The 16485-nt window shown below is 67.3% G+C and carries 17 protein-coding genes; 9 read left to right on the top strand and 8 right to left on the bottom strand.

The features are described from left to right. Positions 1-41: 41 nt before the first annotated feature. The 3 genes from ACWEIJ_RS35450 to ACWEIJ_RS35440 all read right to left on the bottom strand — a co-directional run bounded on the left by ACWEIJ_RS35450 (position 42) and on the right by ACWEIJ_RS35440 (position 3405). Positions 42-1202: a hypothetical protein gene (locus tag ACWEIJ_RS35450; RefSeq protein ID WP_449841619.1), complete on the bottom strand. Its 1161-nt coding sequence runs from the start codon at positions 1200-1202 to the stop codon at positions 42-44. A 2-nt stretch (positions 1203-1204) separates the two neighbouring features. Continuing rightward, positions 1205-1444, bottom strand: a complete 240-nt coding sequence (locus ACWEIJ_RS35445) for a hypothetical protein (RefSeq protein WP_449841618.1) — start codon at positions 1442-1444, stop codon at positions 1205-1207. Positions 1445-2751: 1307 nt separating this feature from the next. Then, on the bottom strand, positions 2752-3405 hold the full coding sequence (locus ACWEIJ_RS35440) for a MerR family transcriptional regulator (RefSeq protein ID WP_449841617.1): 654 nt from the start codon (positions 3403-3405) through the stop codon (positions 2752-2754). A 78-nt stretch (positions 3406-3483) separates the two neighbouring features. Between ACWEIJ_RS35440 and ACWEIJ_RS35435 the strand changes: the two genes are divergently transcribed. From ACWEIJ_RS35435 to ACWEIJ_RS35410, 6 genes are all read left to right on the top strand, one after another. Continuing rightward, entirely contained in the window at positions 3484-4389 is a 906-nt protein-coding gene (locus tag ACWEIJ_RS35435; RefSeq protein ID WP_449841616.1) for a hypothetical protein, read from the top strand. After that, positions 4386-4835: an ABA4-like family protein gene (locus ACWEIJ_RS35430; RefSeq protein ID WP_449841615.1), complete on the top strand. Its 450-nt coding sequence runs from the start codon at positions 4386-4388 to the stop codon at positions 4833-4835. The genes ACWEIJ_RS35435 and ACWEIJ_RS35430 overlap by 4 nt, the downstream gene beginning before the upstream one ends. Before the next feature lie 34 nt (positions 4836-4869). After that, positions 4870-6144, top strand: a complete 1275-nt coding sequence (locus ACWEIJ_RS35425; protein ID WP_449841614.1) for a thiolase family protein — start codon at positions 4870-4872, stop codon at positions 6142-6144. Beyond that, positions 6141-8249 (top strand): 3-hydroxyacyl-CoA dehydrogenase NAD-binding domain-containing protein, encoded by a 2109-nt coding sequence (locus ACWEIJ_RS35420; protein ID WP_449841613.1) that lies wholly within the window; start codon positions 6141-6143, stop codon positions 8247-8249. Before ACWEIJ_RS35425 ends, ACWEIJ_RS35420 begins: the two co-directional genes overlap by 4 nt. A gap of 85 nt (positions 8250-8334) precedes the next feature. After that, entirely contained in the window at positions 8335-10137 is a 1803-nt protein-coding gene (locus ACWEIJ_RS35415; RefSeq protein ID WP_449841612.1) for an ATP-binding protein, read from the top strand. A 55-nt stretch (positions 10138-10192) separates the two neighbouring features. Further along, positions 10193-10570 (top strand): hypothetical protein, encoded by a 378-nt coding sequence (locus ACWEIJ_RS35410; RefSeq protein ID WP_449841611.1) that lies wholly within the window; start codon positions 10193-10195, stop codon positions 10568-10570. A gap of 39 nt (positions 10571-10609) precedes the next feature. On the opposite strand, the gene ACWEIJ_RS35405 is transcribed toward ACWEIJ_RS35410, so the two are convergent. The 4 genes from ACWEIJ_RS35405 to ACWEIJ_RS35390 all read right to left on the bottom strand — a co-directional run bounded on the left by ACWEIJ_RS35405 (position 10610) and on the right by ACWEIJ_RS35390 (position 12405). Beyond that, complete coding sequence (locus tag ACWEIJ_RS35405) at positions 10610-10930, bottom strand: hypothetical protein (protein ID WP_449841610.1); 321 nt, start codon at positions 10928-10930, stop codon at positions 10610-10612. A gap of 223 nt (positions 10931-11153) precedes the next feature. Next, positions 11154-11657, bottom strand: a complete 504-nt coding sequence (locus ACWEIJ_RS35400; protein WP_449841609.1) for a DUF2199 domain-containing protein — start codon at positions 11655-11657, stop codon at positions 11154-11156. Positions 11658-11722: 65 nt separating this feature from the next. Beyond that, positions 11723-12133: a PIN domain-containing protein gene (locus tag ACWEIJ_RS35395; RefSeq protein WP_449841608.1), complete on the bottom strand. Its 411-nt coding sequence runs from the start codon at positions 12131-12133 to the stop codon at positions 11723-11725. Next, positions 12121-12405, bottom strand: coding sequence for a type II toxin-antitoxin system Phd/YefM family antitoxin (locus tag ACWEIJ_RS35390; RefSeq protein ID WP_449841607.1), 285 nt, complete (start codon positions 12403-12405; stop codon positions 12121-12123). Before ACWEIJ_RS35390 ends, ACWEIJ_RS35395 begins: the two co-directional genes overlap by 13 nt. 72 nt (positions 12406-12477) lie before the next feature. Here ACWEIJ_RS35390 and ACWEIJ_RS35385 point away from each other — a divergent pair, with 72 nt between their 5' ends. Then, entirely contained in the window at positions 12478-13197 is a 720-nt protein-coding gene (locus tag ACWEIJ_RS35385; RefSeq protein ID WP_449841606.1) for a DUF72 domain-containing protein, read from the top strand. Continuing rightward, entirely contained in the window at positions 13194-14906 is a 1713-nt protein-coding gene (locus tag ACWEIJ_RS35380) for a glycoside hydrolase family 5 protein (RefSeq protein WP_449841605.1), read from the top strand. The genes ACWEIJ_RS35385 and ACWEIJ_RS35380 overlap by 4 nt, the downstream gene beginning before the upstream one ends. On the opposite strand, the gene ACWEIJ_RS35375 is transcribed toward ACWEIJ_RS35380, so the two are convergent. After that, positions 14861-15607, bottom strand: a complete 747-nt coding sequence (locus tag ACWEIJ_RS35375; protein WP_449841604.1) for an arylamine N-acetyltransferase family protein — start codon at positions 15605-15607, stop codon at positions 14861-14863. The genes ACWEIJ_RS35380 and ACWEIJ_RS35375 overlap by 46 nt on opposite strands. A 17-nt stretch (positions 15608-15624) precedes the next feature. Here ACWEIJ_RS35375 and ACWEIJ_RS35370 point away from each other — a divergent pair, with 17 nt between their 5' ends. Continuing rightward, positions 15625-16446 (top strand): DUF72 domain-containing protein, encoded by an 822-nt coding sequence (locus ACWEIJ_RS35370; RefSeq protein ID WP_449841603.1) that lies wholly within the window; start codon positions 15625-15627, stop codon positions 16444-16446. Positions 16447-16485: the final 39 nt, after the last annotated feature.

Genomic DNA, 16485 nt, shown 5'->3' with positions numbered 1-16485 from the left:
TTGGGCAAACCACCTGGTTGCCGCTCGTCAGCAGGGCTGACTCACCTCAGCACGTGGAGGAGCAAGGCTCCGGCTGGCATTCCGATGGCAAGGCCGACGAAAAACGCAAGCAGAACGATTGAGGCTCGCATACGAGGAACCTCGACCTCCATCGTGACTTGCGCATCCGCTTCCCCACCAGATGACGGTCCAGCCAGAACCTCCTGCGTGGCCGCAATTTCCTCGGGCAGCTGCCACACCTTCGCAGGTGCCGTCTTGAGCACCGCCACAGCTAGGTCGCGAGCGGCCGGTTCCGCTTCCTCCACCCTCCGCTCACCCTCATCGGCTTCTGAAACGGCGACGTCGTCGCCGACGTCGTTGGCAGCGATCAGTTCTTGCCGCGCGGCTTCGGCGTCATCGGCCAGATCCGGATCCACAACGGCATGGGACACGGTGGGGCCAGAAGCGGATGCCTGGCGTAGCCGCTGCCAAGCTGCGGCCCACCCCAGTTGCACCTTCTCGTCGCCGCCGCAGATGAGGATGAAGCAGCGAACGGAATCAACATTGGCGGGCAGCTTGGGCTTCGTGCACATGCCGTGCACGGTGCTGGTGGCCAACGGGTAGTGCGTGTCGGACGTTGCCTGCGCCAGCGCCTTGTAGGACAGGCCTGTGCTCTTCTTGATCGCCTCGAGACTCTGCGTGAACTTCTCCGGAGTGTCGGCCAGCTCGTGAGGGGGCCACATCGAGGGATCGGCCTTCGAGACCTGTGGAGCACGGCGCCACGAAGGCTTCGAGATCGTGAGCCTGGTTTCCTGCCGATGAATGGACATGGGCCAGTTGTCTCCGTCGGTAACCGGTTTGAAGGCCGGGAGCTCGCTGCGGGACATCACCACAGTGGTCTCAGTGGCTGACTCTGCTGCGGACTTGCTGTGCCGGGATTTGCGGCGCTCGTCGTGCGCCTGATGCGCCATCGACCAAAGTTTCAGCGCTTGAGCCCTGGGCCGGGACTCTGCGCTGGTGAGTTCCAAGTAGGCGTGCAGCTGACCGCGCTGAGGGATGGCCGTGCCCGCCTCGATGTACTGCAGCTGAAGCACTGACACGCCAGACTCGATGGCGAACTTGTCGAGGGTGTAGCCGCTTGCCAGCCGGAGTCCTCGAAGGACTCCGGCCAGCTCGCATTGCGGCGCCACCCCGGACGGTTGGTTCCGTTCCGCGGTGGTCATGATCAGCTGATCTCCGCCTGCCCAGCCGGGTCAGCGGGAGCCTGCGCAGGCGTGGCGTTCTGGACCCACCTGGCAATCGGATAGGCGATCGTGGCCGCCCCTCCCACGACCGCCATAGCGACCACGGGGTCGTGCCCCAGGTGCAACGCGACGAGGAGCGCGATGATGGCGAGAGCCCAGACGAGCAATCTCATCAATGGCCAGATCAGGTCCTTCAGCGAACGCTTCATGCGCTCGGTCATCGGCAAGTACCCTTCGAACGAAAGTGTTGATCTTTGATCGGCGTGGAGCGGACACGACCCGGACCTGAGAAGGGTTTGCAGTCCCCTTCATCTGGCTTGCCCCGGCTCGCGTGTTGGACAGTTCTACACCTATGGCGCGTCAAAGGTGAAAATGAACCGTTCGCCCTACAAACACTCGTTCGGCGGCTTGGCTGCAGGATGTTGATCTGGTTCTGCAGCGTCCGTGGATATCCTCGAACGTCCACGGATTGACGCCCAAACGCGCACGACGCCAATCGCGACGAGACCTGCAGCAGAACGGACGTAACGCACGATCGAAGTATCAAGCTGCCGATAACCCCAGCTCAGCACCACCGTGGACGTTCGTAGACATCCAGGGATGGCGATACACTGTTGAACGCGTACCGCCCAAGCCGCACGCTGTGACGGCAGCAGTACGACCGAAGGTGTGTCCGTGGAGCGGATACGACTCGGGAAGTGGTAGCGCCCGGCATCAAGGCCGGTTGCAGCGGCCGCCGGGCGCTACCACGATCTTCCTCGCATCACCAATCGCCAATCGGTATCGGTGTGACGCCCAGCGGTATGGAGCACTTCCCCCGAACCGATCACTTCATGATTGATCTTGAACGTTCATCAAACGCCTGAACGACGGAATTCCAGCAGAGGCGGCTCAGGGCATGCCCTGCTTGGCACCGATCCGCGCCATCACAGCTATCACTTGGAATACCGAACCACTGTAACGACGCGTTGGCGACCGGCGACAAACGTCCACGACGAGGCCATCACGGTGTCAATGCACTGATCGAAAGAACGGCAGGCAGTGGAGTGCAGGTTTGCCGCGTCACCAGCCGGAGTCTCCGCGCGAAGCTGCAGTCCACGCGCGTACGCTCTGAAAATTCTGCCGTTGGTCGACACCTGTCGGACGCACGCCCGTTTCAGCGGGACTGACACCCTCCGGACGCGCCCCGACAACGATGTCAGGACGAACGGAAGTGCTTCCGATGCAGAGATCATCACGTCGTCGTCAGGTTTGCGCGAACTCGGCGCGGTGGTCACTGCCGCAACCCGCCAGACCGCACTGCGCACCTCACCAACGAAGGCCGACCACATCCTCACTTCCAAGTTGCGGCGCCGAGCACACCAGCTACCGACCTACCGGCCATCGAGCACTCCACACCCTCATCCGGACGAGCCTTTGCAATGAATCGTTTGCGGACGAAGTCCAAAGAGTCATTGCTAAGGGCCAGGTCAGCGGGCATCGGCGCTAACGCGTCAGCCGATATATCAGTTCGAGACGGTGTCGCGGATCAGTCGCCAGGCGCTGTGGCCGCCGGGTCGCCGCCGATCACGTCGCGCGACACCTGGGCGTGCGCGAGCCGTCGGACGGCCTTGAGGACGGCATCGCCGATGAGCGTGCCGACGACCATCGCCTCGACGACGGCGTCGGTGGACCCGCGGTTCGCGATGTACTCCAGGTCCGCCCGCGCGATGATCTTCAGGCCCTCCAGGTACGGGTCGAGCAGCTCGCGGAAGTGGTCGTGGCCGACCGAGCGGGCGGCCGACATCGCCGAGGCGAGCATGTGGGTCACGTTGTTCTTGGTGACGTCGTAGCACTCGTCCTCGCCGTGGCGCGCGAAGAACTCCTGCACGTCCTTCACCGCGAGCGGGTCGAGTTCGACCGTGCCGGGCTGGCTGATCGCCTCCTGCACCGCGCCGAGCTTCTCATGCAGGGAGGGACTGCGGCTGTCGACGACGCCGAGCACGTCCCGGACGGTCGCGATCGACAGGCCTCCCACGTCGATCAGCACCCGGACCAGCCGGAGCCTGCGGAGGTGCTCGTCGTCGTAGTGCGCCTGGTTCGGGCTGGTCAGCACGCCGGCGGGCAGCAGTCCCTCGCGCAGGTAGTACTTGATCGTCGGCACCGGAACGCCGCTTCTCTTCGAAAGCTCGCCAACACGCATATGGATAGTGTACCTTTCCGATAGCGGAGAGCACCGCTATCCATTCGTCGCTGTGACATCTTCAAGCAGGGGGCTCAGATGTTGAAGACCGCGTACCACTGGCACCGGCCGTTAATGCTCTTCACGTTGTCCATGGTCGTGCTGACCCCGATCGCCGCGCTCGGCATGCTGCTGGACGACCGGATGCTGCTCGACTCGCCCATCTGGTTCAAGCCGTTCAAGTTCGCGGTGTCGTTCACGCTCTACAGCGCCTCCCTGGCCTGGTTCACCAGCCTGCTCGAAGGCCGCCTGCACAAGATCGCGTGGTGGCTCGGCACGGTGTTCACGGGGGCCGGCGTCGCCGAGATGACGATCATCGTCACCCAGGTCGTCCGCGGGAAGCGCAGCCACTTCAACTTCGAGACACCGCTGGACGGAGCGTTGTTCGGGGCCATGGGCCTGCTGGCGATGGTCCTGTTCGGCACCAGTCTGGTCATCGCGATCCTGTTGTTCCGCAAGAGGTTCGACAACCCCGCGCAGAGCTGGGCGATCCGGCTCAGCCTGCTCATCGCGCTCGTCGGCATGAGCGTCGGCTTCCTCATGACGCAGCCGCGGGCCGGCCAGTCGCGGGAGGGCGGCGTGATCGGCAGCCACTCGATCGGCGGACCCGACGGCGGGCAGTACATGCCGTTCACCGGCTGGAGCACCGTCCACGGCGACCTGCGGATCGGGCACTTCGTCGGCATGCACGCGGTGCAGATCCTGCCGCTGCTGATCTTCTTCGCCGGCCGGTGGGCGAACGCGCGCCTGGCGTGGGCGCTCAGCGGCGGCTACCTCGGCCTGACCGTGCTCGTCACCTGGCAGGCGTTGCGCGGGCAGCCGCTCATCAAGCCCGACGCACTCACCCTCATCACCGCCGCCGTCATCGTCGCCGCCACCGCGCTGGGCGTGGCGTGGGCACGGCAGCCGCAGCAGAACACCGACAAGGAGCTCGTGACCGCATGACCGCCACCCTGTTCAGCCTGACGTTCCTGCTGGCCGCGCCGTTCTGGACGCTCATGATCTTCGCACCGAAGTGGTCGTGGACGCACAGGATCGCCGAGTCCCACCTGATCGTCCTGCCGGTGGTCGCGATCTACGTGGTGCTGATGATCCCGGTGCTGCCGGAACTGTTGCCGCTGGTCACACGGCCCGAGCTGCCCGCGCTGGCCAAGTTCATGAGCACCGACACGGGTGCCGCGCTGGTGTGGGCGCACATGATCGCGTGGGACCTGTTCGTCGGACGCTGGATGTACCTCGAAGGCCGCCGCCTGAACGTCCACCCGCTGGTCATGGCACCTGTTCTGGTGATCACGATCCTGCTGGCCCCCGTCGGGTTGCCGCTGTTCCTGATCGTGCGCAAGGTGTGTGACGCAACCAACAGGGGCGCCGCAGTGGTTACTCACCAGTAACTAGGGTTAGAGTTGGCGTTACCGACCGGTAGGGATGTCGCGCACCCCCTGCCCGGTGGACAGAGTTGTCACCACAAGTGGAGGAGACGCCGTGGCCGCACCAGCAGCGCCGGCACGCGTTCGGAACGTGGTCTTCGTCGACGGCGTCCGCACGCCGTTCGGCAAGGCCGGCCCCAAGGGGATTTTCGCCGAGACCCGTGCCGACGACCTCATCGTGAAGGTCATCCGTGAGCTGCTGCGCAGGCACCCCGAGCTGCCGCCCGAGCGCGTCGACGAGGTCGCCATCGCGGCGACCACGCAGATCGGCGACCAGGGTCTGACGCTCGGCCGCACCGCCGCTCTGCTGGCGGGCCTGCCGAAGTCGGTGCCCGGCTACTCGATCGACCGCATGTGCGCGGGCGCGATGACCGCCGTGACCACGGCCGCGAGCGGTATCGCGTTCGGCGCGTACGACATCGCCATCGCAGGCGGTGTCGAGCACATGGGCCGTCACCCGATGGGCGAGGGCGTCGACCCGAACCCGCGCTTCCTGTCGGACAAGATCGTCGACACCAGCGCGCTGGTCATGGGCCAGACCGCGGAGAACCTGCACGACCGGTTCCCGCACATCACCAAGGAGCGCACGGACGCCTACGCGGCCGCCTCGCAGGCCAAGTACGCGGACGCGCTGAAGAACGGCAAGATCGGCCCGGAGCTCGTGCCCGTCGCGACCCGCTCCGCCGAGAACGGCTGGGGCCTCGCCACCGCCGACGAGCCGCCGCGTCCCGGCACCACGGTCGAGGACCTGGCCAAGCTCAAGACGCCGTTCCGCCCGCACGGCCGGATCACCGCGGGCAACGCGGCCGGTCTGAACGACGGCGCGACCGGCTGCATCCTCGCCGAGGAGGAGACCGCGCGCGAGCTCGGCCTGCCGATCGGCATGCGGATGGTCGGCTACTCGTTCCTGGGTGTCGAGCCCGAGGTCATGGGCATCGGCCCGGTCCCGGCCACCGAGAAGGCGCTGGAGCGCGCCGGTCTGTCCATCGAGGACATCGGCCTGTTCGAGGTCAACGAGGCGTTCGCCGTCCAGGTGCTCGCGTTCCTCGACCACTTCGGCATCGCCGACGACGACCCCCGCGTGAACATGTGGGGCGGCGCGATCGCCACGGGCCACCCGCTGGCTTCGTCGGGCGTTCGCCTGATGACGCAGCTGTCGCGTCAGTTCGCCGAGCGGCCGGACGTCCGTTACGGCCTCACCACCATGTGCATCGGCATCGGCATGGGCGGCACCGTTATCTGGGAGAACCCGAACTGGAGTGGCGACAAGTGACCATCACCGCTGAGGAAGCAAAGGCGATCTTCCCCGACGAGGTCGTCACCCACGCCAAGACGCGTCTGATCTCCGTGCCCGGCCTGGACAAGCCGGTCGCGTTCATCACGATCGACAACGGCCTGGACCACACCCGCCCGTCGACGTTCGGCCCGCAGTCGCTGGTGTCGCTGGGTGCGGCGTTCGACGAGGCCTACGCGGCCCAGCCCGCCGCGATCGCGGTGACCGGCAAGCCGTTCATCTTCGCCGTCGGCGCGGACCTGTCCGCGGTCGAGCAGGCTTCCGACCGCTCGCAGGGCGTCGCGATCGGCAAGCTGGGCCACGACGTCTTCAAGAAGTTCACCGACTCCGACATCCCGACCTTCGCCTTCGTCAACGGCGCGGTCATGGGTGGCGGTCTTGAGCTCGCGCTGTCGTGCCACTACCGCACACTGGCGTCGAACGCGGCCGCGATCGCACTGCCCGAGGTGTTCCTGGGCCTGTTCCCGGGCTGGGGCGGCACGCAGCTGCTGCCGAACCTGATCGGCGCCAACGACGCCGTGACGGTGATCTTCGAGAACGCGTTGAACCAGAACAAGATGCTCAAGCCGAAGGAAGCGCTGGCGCTGGGCATCGCGGACGTGCTGTTCGACTCCGCGGACTACCTGGAGCAGTCGCTGCTGTGGCTGTCCGGTGTGGTGCGCGGCGAGATCACCGTGCCGCGCAAGGAGATCGACCGCGGCGAGGCGTGGGACGCCGCCGTCGCGCGCGCCAAGGCGATCGTGCACGGCAAGACCAAGGGTGCGGCGCCGGGTGCGTTGAAGGCGCTGGAGCTGCTGGAGCTGGCGCGCGAGAACGACCTCGACAAGGGCTACGCCGCCGAGACCGAGGGCCTCGCGGACCTCGTCATGAGCGACGAGCTGCGTGCCGGTCTGTACTCGTTCAACCTGGTGCAGAAGCGCGCGAAGCGGCCTGCCGGCGCGCCGGACAAGTCGCTGGCGCGCAAGGTGACCAAGGTCGGCGTCGTCGGCGCCGGTCTGATGGCCTCGCAGATGGCGCTGCTGTTCATCCGCCGCCTGCACGTGCCGGTCGTGCTGACCGACATCGACCAGGCGCGCGTGGACAAGGGCGTCGGCTACGTCCACAGCGAGATCGACAAGCTGGCCGGCAAGAAGCGCGTCTCGCCGGACGAGGCCAACCGCCTGAAGGCCCTCGTGTCCGGTTCGCTGGACAAGGCCGCGTTCGCCGACGCCGACTTCGTGATCGAGGCCGTGTTCGAGGACCTCGCCGTGAAGCAGCAGGTGTTCGCCGAGGTCGAGGAGCACGTCTCCCCCGAGGCCATTCTCGCCACGAACACCTCGTCGCTGTCCATCACGGACATGGCGTCGAAGCTCAAGCACCCCGAGCGGGTCGTGGGCTTCCACTTCTTCAACCCGGTCGCGGTCATGCCGCTGCTGGAGATCGTGCGCGCCGAACAGACCGACGACGCCACGCTGGCGACGGCGTTCGCGGTCGGCAAGCAGCTCAAGAAGTCGTCGGTGCTCGTGAAGGACGCGCCCGCGTTCGTCGTGAACCGCCTGCTGACCCGCTTCATGGGCGAGGTCATCAAGTCGGTCGACGAGGGCACCTCCTTCGAGGTCGCCGACAAGGCCACCGAGCCGCTCGGCCTGCCGATGTCGCCGATGATCCTGCTGCAGCTGGTCGGTTCCGCCGTCGCGCTGCACGTGTCGGAGACGATGCACGGCGCGTTCCCCGACCGCTTCTCGGTGTCGGAGAACATGAAGAAGTTCGTCGCCGCGGGCAAGGGCGCCGTCTGGCAGTGGGACGCGTCCGGCAACCAGACCGTCGACCCCGAGGTCCTGGCGCTGTGGGAGTTCGGCGACGCCCCGCTCACCGGTGACGAGGTGAAGAACCGCGCGCTGGAGGCGTTGGCCGAGGAGATCCGGATCATGCTCGACGAGGGCGTGGTCGCGGAGGCGCAGGACATCGACCTGTGCATGATCCTCGGCGCCGGGTGGCCGTTCTGGCTGGGCGGCATCACGCCGTACCTGGACCGCGCCGGCATCTCGGAGAAGGTCACGGGCAAGCGGTTCCTGGCGCCGGGTGTGGCGTCCGTTCCCGCGTAGTTCCGCTCGACGACGAAGGCCCGGTTCCCGGTGGAGCCGGGCCTTCGCTCGTAACGGAGGCCTGTGCGGTGCCGACGTTGTCGGTGTGGCGCGGCTTTCGGAACGGATCAGTGCTGCCCGGCGGCGGGCGTTCGTCGGCCGGGAGAGCGAGCTGGACCGGTTCCGCCGGCTCCTCGCGCCGGACGCCGCCGAGCTGGTCCTCTTCGTCCACGGCCCCGGCGGCACGGGGAAGTCGACGCTGCTGCGCCAGTTCGGCTGGCTCGCCGAGGAGGCCGGGCGGCAGACCGTCTGGCTGGACGCGCGCGAGCAGCGGACCACTTCGGTCAGCCACGCCGCCGTGCTGGTCGACAACGCCGAGGCCGCGGACGTCTGGTTGCGCGAGGAGCTCCTTCCCGGACTCGGCGACGACGTCGTGGTCGCCATCGCGGGACGGGAACCGCCGTCGGTCGCGTTCCGCACGGATCCCGGCTGGCGCAGCGTGTTGTCGACGGTCCGGCTGACCAATCTCGACCGCGAGACCGCGCGGGAGTTCCTCCGGCTGCGCGGTGTGCCGTCGGAACAGCACGAGCCGGCGCTGGCGTTCACGCACGGCCATCCGCTGGCGCTCGCACTCCTGGCGGACGTCGGCGCGGTGCCGACGCCGACCTCGGCGCCCGAGGTGCTGAACACGTTGCTGCGCAGCCTGATCGGCAGCGTGCCGACGCCCGCGCACCTGACCGCGCTGGAGGCGTGCTCGCAGGTCCTGGTCGTCACCGAACCGCTGCTCGCCGCGCTGCTGGACACGCCGGACGTGCGGGAGATCTTCGACTGGTTGCGCGATCTGTCCATCATGGACTACTCGCCGCGCGGGCTGGTGCTGCACGACTTCGTCCGGGAAACCCTTGCCGCGGAACTGCGTTGGCGCCACCCCGACGCGTATTCGTTGCTGCACCAACGGGCTCGCGCGCACTACCAGCAGCAGTTCCCGGTGCAGCAGGAACTTCTGCTCGACTTCGCGTTCCTGCACCGCGACAGCCCGTTGCTCGGCCCGTACCTCCGGCACGTCAACGCGACCGCCGACGACTTCACCGTCAGCCGCACGACACCGCAGGAGTGGGAGACGCTCCGGCAGGCCATCGCGTCCCACGAGGGGCCGCGCGCCGCGGAGGAAGCCTCCTCGTGGTTCGCCGCGCAACCCGACTGCGTGACGGTGATCCGCGACTCCGGCCCGGCCGGGCTCATCGTCGCGCCGACCGTCGACGGCGCGCTGGAGGTGCGGCACTGGCTGGCGCTGGACACCTACCAGGACGTCTCGCCGGTGCAGATGTTCATCACGCTGCACCTGGTGCGCCGCTATCTCACCACGCCCGGTCTCGGCCAGGTCAACGTCACCTGCCAGAACCCCGGCTTCTGGACGGAGGCCTTCCGCTACACCGACTTCCACCGCCTGCCGGACCGCGACTTCGAGCGCGACGGCAAACAGTTCGGCGTGTTCGGGCACGACTGGCGCGCCGTGCCGCCGATGACGTGGATGGCCCTGCTCGCCGACCGCGAGACCGCCACCGAGGTGACCCCGCCACCACGCACGCCGTCGTTCGCCGAGTTCGCCGGCGAGGTGCGCAGGGCGTTGCGCGACTACAGCCGCCCGGACCGCAACTCGTTGATCTCCAAGGACGCCATCGCCCAGGCCGCGCGCGTCATGGAGGCCTCGCCGCGCGACCGCCGGGCGTTCCGGGCGCTGCACCACACCTACCTGCGACCCGCCGAGACCCAGGCCGCCGCGGCCGACCTGCTCGGCCTGCCGATGACCACCTACCGGCGTCATCTGGCCGCTGGACTGGCGCGGATCACCGAGATCCTGTGGCAGGAAAGTGGACGCGAAGTGGACGCGGAACGGTCTGCCGACTGACCACTTCCCGCTCCTACCTTCTGCACATCAGCCAGCACCGCAGAAGGAGCACCCGATGATCACCAGGCTCGCCGTCGCCACCGGCACCGCCGCCGTCGCTCTCGCCGCCCTCGCCGGCACCGCCTCCGCGGGCCCCGCGGCCACCAGGACCCTCGCGCCCGGCCAGCAGTGGTGCATCAGCCAGTACGCCTCGTACCAGGTCAGAGGCGACGGCTCGGCGACCGCTCAGGGGGCCAAGTTCAAGCTCCAGTACAACGGCGTCACCGCGCCCGGCACCGGCTCACCGGCCCTCGTGAACTACTGGGCGGCCGAGCTGCGCACGTCCAACGGCACGTTCCTCGGCCCCGGCTACTACAGCGCGTGCGCCACGAACAACGGCACGACCAACACCACCGTCAAGCTGCAGATCCGCACCGACGGCGAGTTCCTCTAGTCCGACGCGAACGCGTCCGGTTCCGCGGAACCGGACGCGTCACTCCTCGGTCTCGGACCGGTACTGCTCCGCGCTGCCGTCCTGGCGGACGAAGTAGGCCTCGATGTTCGTCGCACGCAGCGTCACCTCGGACCCGGCCACCAGGTCCCGGTAGCGCAGCAGGTCGGGCAGGCCGAGGGCGACGACGTCGAACGGGTGCTTCTGGCGCAGCATCAACGACCGCCGCAACGCCTCGCTGAACGCCCGGCGCGGGGAGTCGTCGTCCTCCGGGACCTCCACCAGCGCGCCTTCGAGATGGCGTTCGAGCGCGGCCCGCACGCGGTCTGCCGTGCACCAGGCCGCGATCTCCGTGAGAGTCATGTGTCCCGTATCGGCGAAGTTCGCGGGATCATTAGCACTCGGGATGTTTCGATCAGATCAGTTCGTCCCGACCAGGCGACCTCGCCGATCTGCCCGCAACGCCTGACCCAACCGATATATCAGTTGCCCCGCCGACCTTTGCAATGAGTCTTTTGCGGACGAAGTCCAAAGTCTCATTGCTAGGGTCCAGGTCAGAGCGGTGTGGAACCGATATATCAGTTGCTCACTGGTGCAACGCGATCTCGGCGAACTCCTGGACGCGTGCGCGGGTGATGCCCTCGCGCTGCTCCACCGCGAGCGGATGACCGGTCGGTTCGAGTTCGATCAGCGGCCGGGTGCCGAGCGGCTGGGTGTGCAGGTTGGTCTTGAGGTTGAGCGTCGTCGGCTCGTAACCGGGCAGCACTGTCGACAGCCATCCGAAGTACGGCGGCTCGTTCACGCGGCCCGGATCATCGAAGACGTCGCCCATGCGGATGAAGTTCGCCTTCGACAGCGACACCCACACGCCCCATTCGAAGTCCTCGTCGGCGTCGTGCACCGGCAGCACGATCCGGCCGCGCACGAAGTGGTGCTCATCGTCGATCAGGCAGTACTCGTCGCCGAGCACGTTGCCCGGGATCTCGGCGAGCTGCGGCGACCAGTAGGCCGGCGCGGCCATCGTGTACGCGAAGGGCAGACCGTCGTGCTTCTCGCCGCAACACGTGCAGGTGAACGCTGAAGTGATCACCTCACGCAGCGTAGAGGCGAACGCTTGCCATCAAAGGCGTTTCACCCCAACGAGCCGCACTCGCGTCAGACCTGCTTGATCGGCACGACCTCGACGAGCCGTTCGACGTCCTTGAAGTCCTTGACGTTCATCGTCAGCACCGGCATGCCCGCGACGGACGCGGTGGCCGCGATCTGCAGGTCCATCCGCCGCGGCCGGGGGCTGCGGCCCGCGCGCCGCACCAGCGAGGCCATCTGCCCGTAGATCTTGGCCTCCTCCAGCCCGAACGGCAGCACCTCGAACGTGTGCACCGCCGCGTAGTAGCGCTCGGACCGCGCGAAGCGCTCGACGGGGTCGTCGATGTCCAGGCCGAACGCGAGCTCCGCGATGGTGACCGCGCTGAGGAACGGCTGCGCGTTGACGTACTCCCCCAGGTTCGCCCGCTCCAGCCTGATCAGCACGCAGGTGTCGAGCAGGCAGCGGCTCAGGTCTGCCACGGGTCGTCCACCGGGTCGTCCGCACCGAAGACCTCGTCGGCGGCCTTCCGGTCGGCCTCCCAGCGTTCGGCGTCGACCGGCGGCAGGGTGCCGAACAGCACCTGGACGTCGCCCAGCGGCGGCCGGGACACGGCCTCCTCCCGGTACGGCAGGAGCTGCGCGACCGGTTTGTTGTTGCGGGTGACGACGAAGCCCTCACCCGCCTCGACACGCCGCATGATCTCCGCGTTGTCGTTGCGGAGCTCACGCTGGCCGATGGCTCTGAGCTGCATGGCCCAACTGTAGCTCAAACCCCGAAAAAGTGCTACAGAATGGCTACAGCGCGGCTGCGGTACCCAGCAGCCATGATCAGGATCGGCACGTCCGGCTGGCGCTACCCGGAGTGGCGCGAAGGGTTCTACCGCGCCGTCCCGCAACGGCACTGGCTCAGCCACCTGGCCACGCACCTCGGCACGATCGAGATCAACGGCTCCTTCTACCGCCTCCAGCCGCAGTCGAACTACCTCAAGTGGGCCGCCGAGACCCCACCCGGCTTCACCTTCGCGGTCAAGGGCTCGAAGCTGATCACGCACGTCAAACGGCTCCGGCACGTCGAAGAGCCGCTCAGGACGTTCCTCGGCTCGCTCGCGCTGGGCGCGAAGCAGGGACCGATCCTGTGGCAGCTGCCGCCCAGCCTGCGCTTCGACCAAGCCGTCCTGCGGGACTTCCTCGACGCGCTTCCACCGGGCAGGCACGCGCTCGAACCACGCCACGACTCGTTCCGCACCGACGCCTACTTCGACCTCCTGCGCGCGCACAACGTCGCTCACGTCGTGTCGGACGCACCGACGTTCCCGTGCATCGAGGCGGTCACGGCCGACTTCGCGTACATCAGGCTGCACGGGCACGACGAGCTGTACATCAGCTCCTACGACGACGAGCAGCTCGAAGCGTGGGCGCAGAAGATCCGCGACTGGGACCGCGACACGTACGTCTACTTCGACAACACCATGAAAGGCGCCGCGCCGTACAACGCTCTGGCTCTGGCGCAATGTCTAGACCAACCGATAGCTTCACATACGTGAATCTCACTCGCGTCTCGGCCACCCTGCTCCTGGCCGCGAGTCTCGTTGCTCCCGCGCAGGCGGACCCGGTGTCCTGGACCGGTCCGCTGAGCACGCGCGGACGGTGGATCGTCGACGCCCACGGCGACCGCTTCAAGCTGAAGTCCGGCAACTGGCACGGTGCGAGCGGCACCTGGAACGGTTCCGGCGACATCAACGACCCCGCCAACCACCACGCCGGCGAGAAGTCCGACCAGGTCCCGCTCGGCCTGGACCGCGCGACCATGACCACGATCGTCAGCAGCTTCAAGGAGATCGGCGTCAACAGCGTCCGGCTGCCGTTCTCCAACCAGATGATCAAGGACACCAGCCCGGTCAACGGGCTGAAGGACGCGCGGCTCAACGGCAAGCGGCCGCTGGAGATCTACGACGCCGTGGTCAACGAGCTGACGAGCAACAACCTCGCCGTCATCCTCAACAACCACACCACCACGTCCAGGTGGTGCTGCGGCGTCGACGGCAACGAGCGGTGGAACACCAGCCAGAGCACCGACCAGTGGGTCAACGACTGGGCGTTCATGGCCGACCGCTACAAGGCCAACAAACGCGTCGTGGGCGCCGACCTCTACAACGAGGTGCGCCGCAACGTCTGGGACGACCCGAACTGGGGCTGGGGCGACGACCACGACTGGTTCAAGGCCTCGCAGCAGGCCGCGGACCGCATCCAGCAGACCGCGCCGGACCTGCTGGTCATCGTCGAGGGCATCAACTGGACCGGCATCCCCGTCGACGGCTTCGCGCACGGACGGCCGACGCTGGAACCGGTGCGCTACCTCAGCCACACGCTCGCCAACCCCGAGAAGCTCGTCTACTCCGCCCACTTCTACGGCTACACCGGCCCGAACCACAGCGGCGCCACGGGCATCGGCGAGACGAGCGACCCGCGCTACCAGGACCTGTCACCCCAGGAACTGACGGATGTCCTGCAACGCCAGGCCTTCTACGTCACCGAGGCGCAGAAGCACTTCACCGCACCGCTGTGGGTGAGCGAGTTCGGCGTCGGCGGCATCGACGAGTCGAACCAGAAGGCGCGCGCCTGGTTCGAACGGTTCGTCGACCACCTGATCGCCAACGACACAGACTTCGCCTACTGGCCGTTGGTCGGCTTCCACACCAACCGGACCGGCAACAGCTGGGCACTGCTCCGCTGGGACGCAGGCGGAAACCGGATCAGCGTCAACGACGGTGACGACTGGCGTGCCACCGCGTGGAACCGGCTCGTCACCGCGCCACAGCGATCCGGGCAGATCCCGCGCGAGACGCGGTGGAACATGCTCACCAAGGAATCCTGTCCGCAGAACGAAAAGCTCATCGGCGTCAGCCACACGGGCAACCGCGGTCTGTGCGTCAGCGGTCCACAGTGGAGCAGCACGACCAGGGTCACCAACGAGCAGCACGTGACCGCCGACTGGGCCGTTGGCTACACGAAACTCCAGTGCCCGCAAGGAAACGCGGCGGTCGGGTACGCGAACTTCACGCTAGTCTGCGCGCCGATCGCCACCGGAACGAGCTCACGGGTCCTGTGGTTCGACCGCGGCGACAACCGGCCGGATCAGGGCGGCGACTGGGCCAACGGGCACTACAAGGGCCAGTGCGCGCAGGACGAGCACATCGCCGGTGTCGCCTACAACTGGCGCAGGACCCCGGACGCGTTGCTCTGCCGGAAGTGACTCTGTTCGAATTTGATGGCGAAATGTTCCAGGAAGGCGGCCGCGGGATCCTCGACATCGGTCGAGGTCTTGCGGTCGCCCTCGGTCACGACCACCTTGGTGTCCGTGACGGTGATCCGCCCGTCCGGCAACGCCAAGGACGCCATCGGTCCCTTGCGGAAGTGCGACTCCGGCGCGGTCTGCTGCCACCAGCACGTCGGCACGAACTCGGCGAGCTCGCGCGGCCGCCGTTCCACCCGGTAGCACCGTTCGCCGTTCATCAGCACCTCGACGTCGTCACCGACGTCCACGAGCCGGAACACGCCGAACCGGTCCTTCTGGTCCTCCCGCGACGTCCACGACAGCGGGTGCAGCGTGAACGACCCGAACCCGACGTCGGCCAGCCACTCGCCGTCCACCAGCAACGCGAGGTGGTCGAACGGCGGCCCGAACCCGTTCGCGCCGAACACCCGCGCGGACAGCAGATCGACGTGATGGCCCAAGTCCCGCAACAACTCCGCGAACAACCCGTTGAGCTCGTAGCAGAACCCGCCGCGCCGCCGTGTCACGATCTTGTCGTGCAGCCACGGGATCTCCAGCACGATCCGGGTGTCCATGTGGGTGTCGAGGTTCTCGAACGGGACGCTCAGCAGGTGCCGTTCGTGCAGCTGTGCCAACGACGAGTCCCGCGAGGCACCGATGCGCTGTAGGTAGGCGTCCATCGTGCCACGATAGCCACATGGGCGAGGTCAGGATCGGCACTTCGGGATGGGTCTACCCGCCTTGGCGCGGCGTGTTCTACCCCAAGGGCGTCACCCAGAAACGCGAGCTGGCCTACCTCAGCGAGCAGCTCAACTCGGTGGAGATCAACGGCTCCTTCTACTCGCTGCAACGCCCGTCGAGCTACGAGAAGTGGGCTGCGGAAACGCCGGACGACTTCAAGTTCGCCGTCAAGGGCAGCCGCTTCATCACCCACATGAAACGCCTCAGGGACGGCCACGAGCTGCTCGCGAACTACCTCGCGTCCGGCGTCCTCGCCCTCGGCCCCAAGCTCGGCCCGATCCTCTGGCAGCTCCCGCCGACGCTGCCGTTCGACGCCGAGCTGCTCACGAGGTTCTTCGAGAGCCTGCCCCGCACCACCACGGAGGCCGCGGAGGTCGCCCAGCGCCACGACCACCGCGTCGACCCGGCCCACACCACCACGGACGCCGATCGCCCGATGCGGTACGCGCTGGAAGTCCGTCACGACAGCTTCAGGACACCCGAGTTCCTCGACCTCCTCAAGCGCCACGACATCGCGCTGGTGATCGCGGACGCGGCCGGCAAGTACCCGCTGATCGAGGAGGTCACCAGCGACTTCGTCTACGTCCGGCTGCACGGTCACGACGAGCTCTACGTCAGCGGCTACACCGACGAGGGCCTCGACCTGTGGGCGGCCAAGGTCCGCAAGTGGCGCGAGCACCACGACGTGTTCGTCTACTTCGACAACGACGCCAAGGCCTACGCCCCGCGCGACGCGATGAACCTCCGAGACCTGGTTCAAGATCGTCTGGCCGATTGATCCAAACGGACGCACACTCATCCGGACGGAGGTGCGCCC

The sequence above is a fragment of the Lentzea sp. NPDC004789 genome (assembly GCF_053601075.1).
This window is presented reverse-complemented; position numbering and strand designations above follow the sequence as displayed.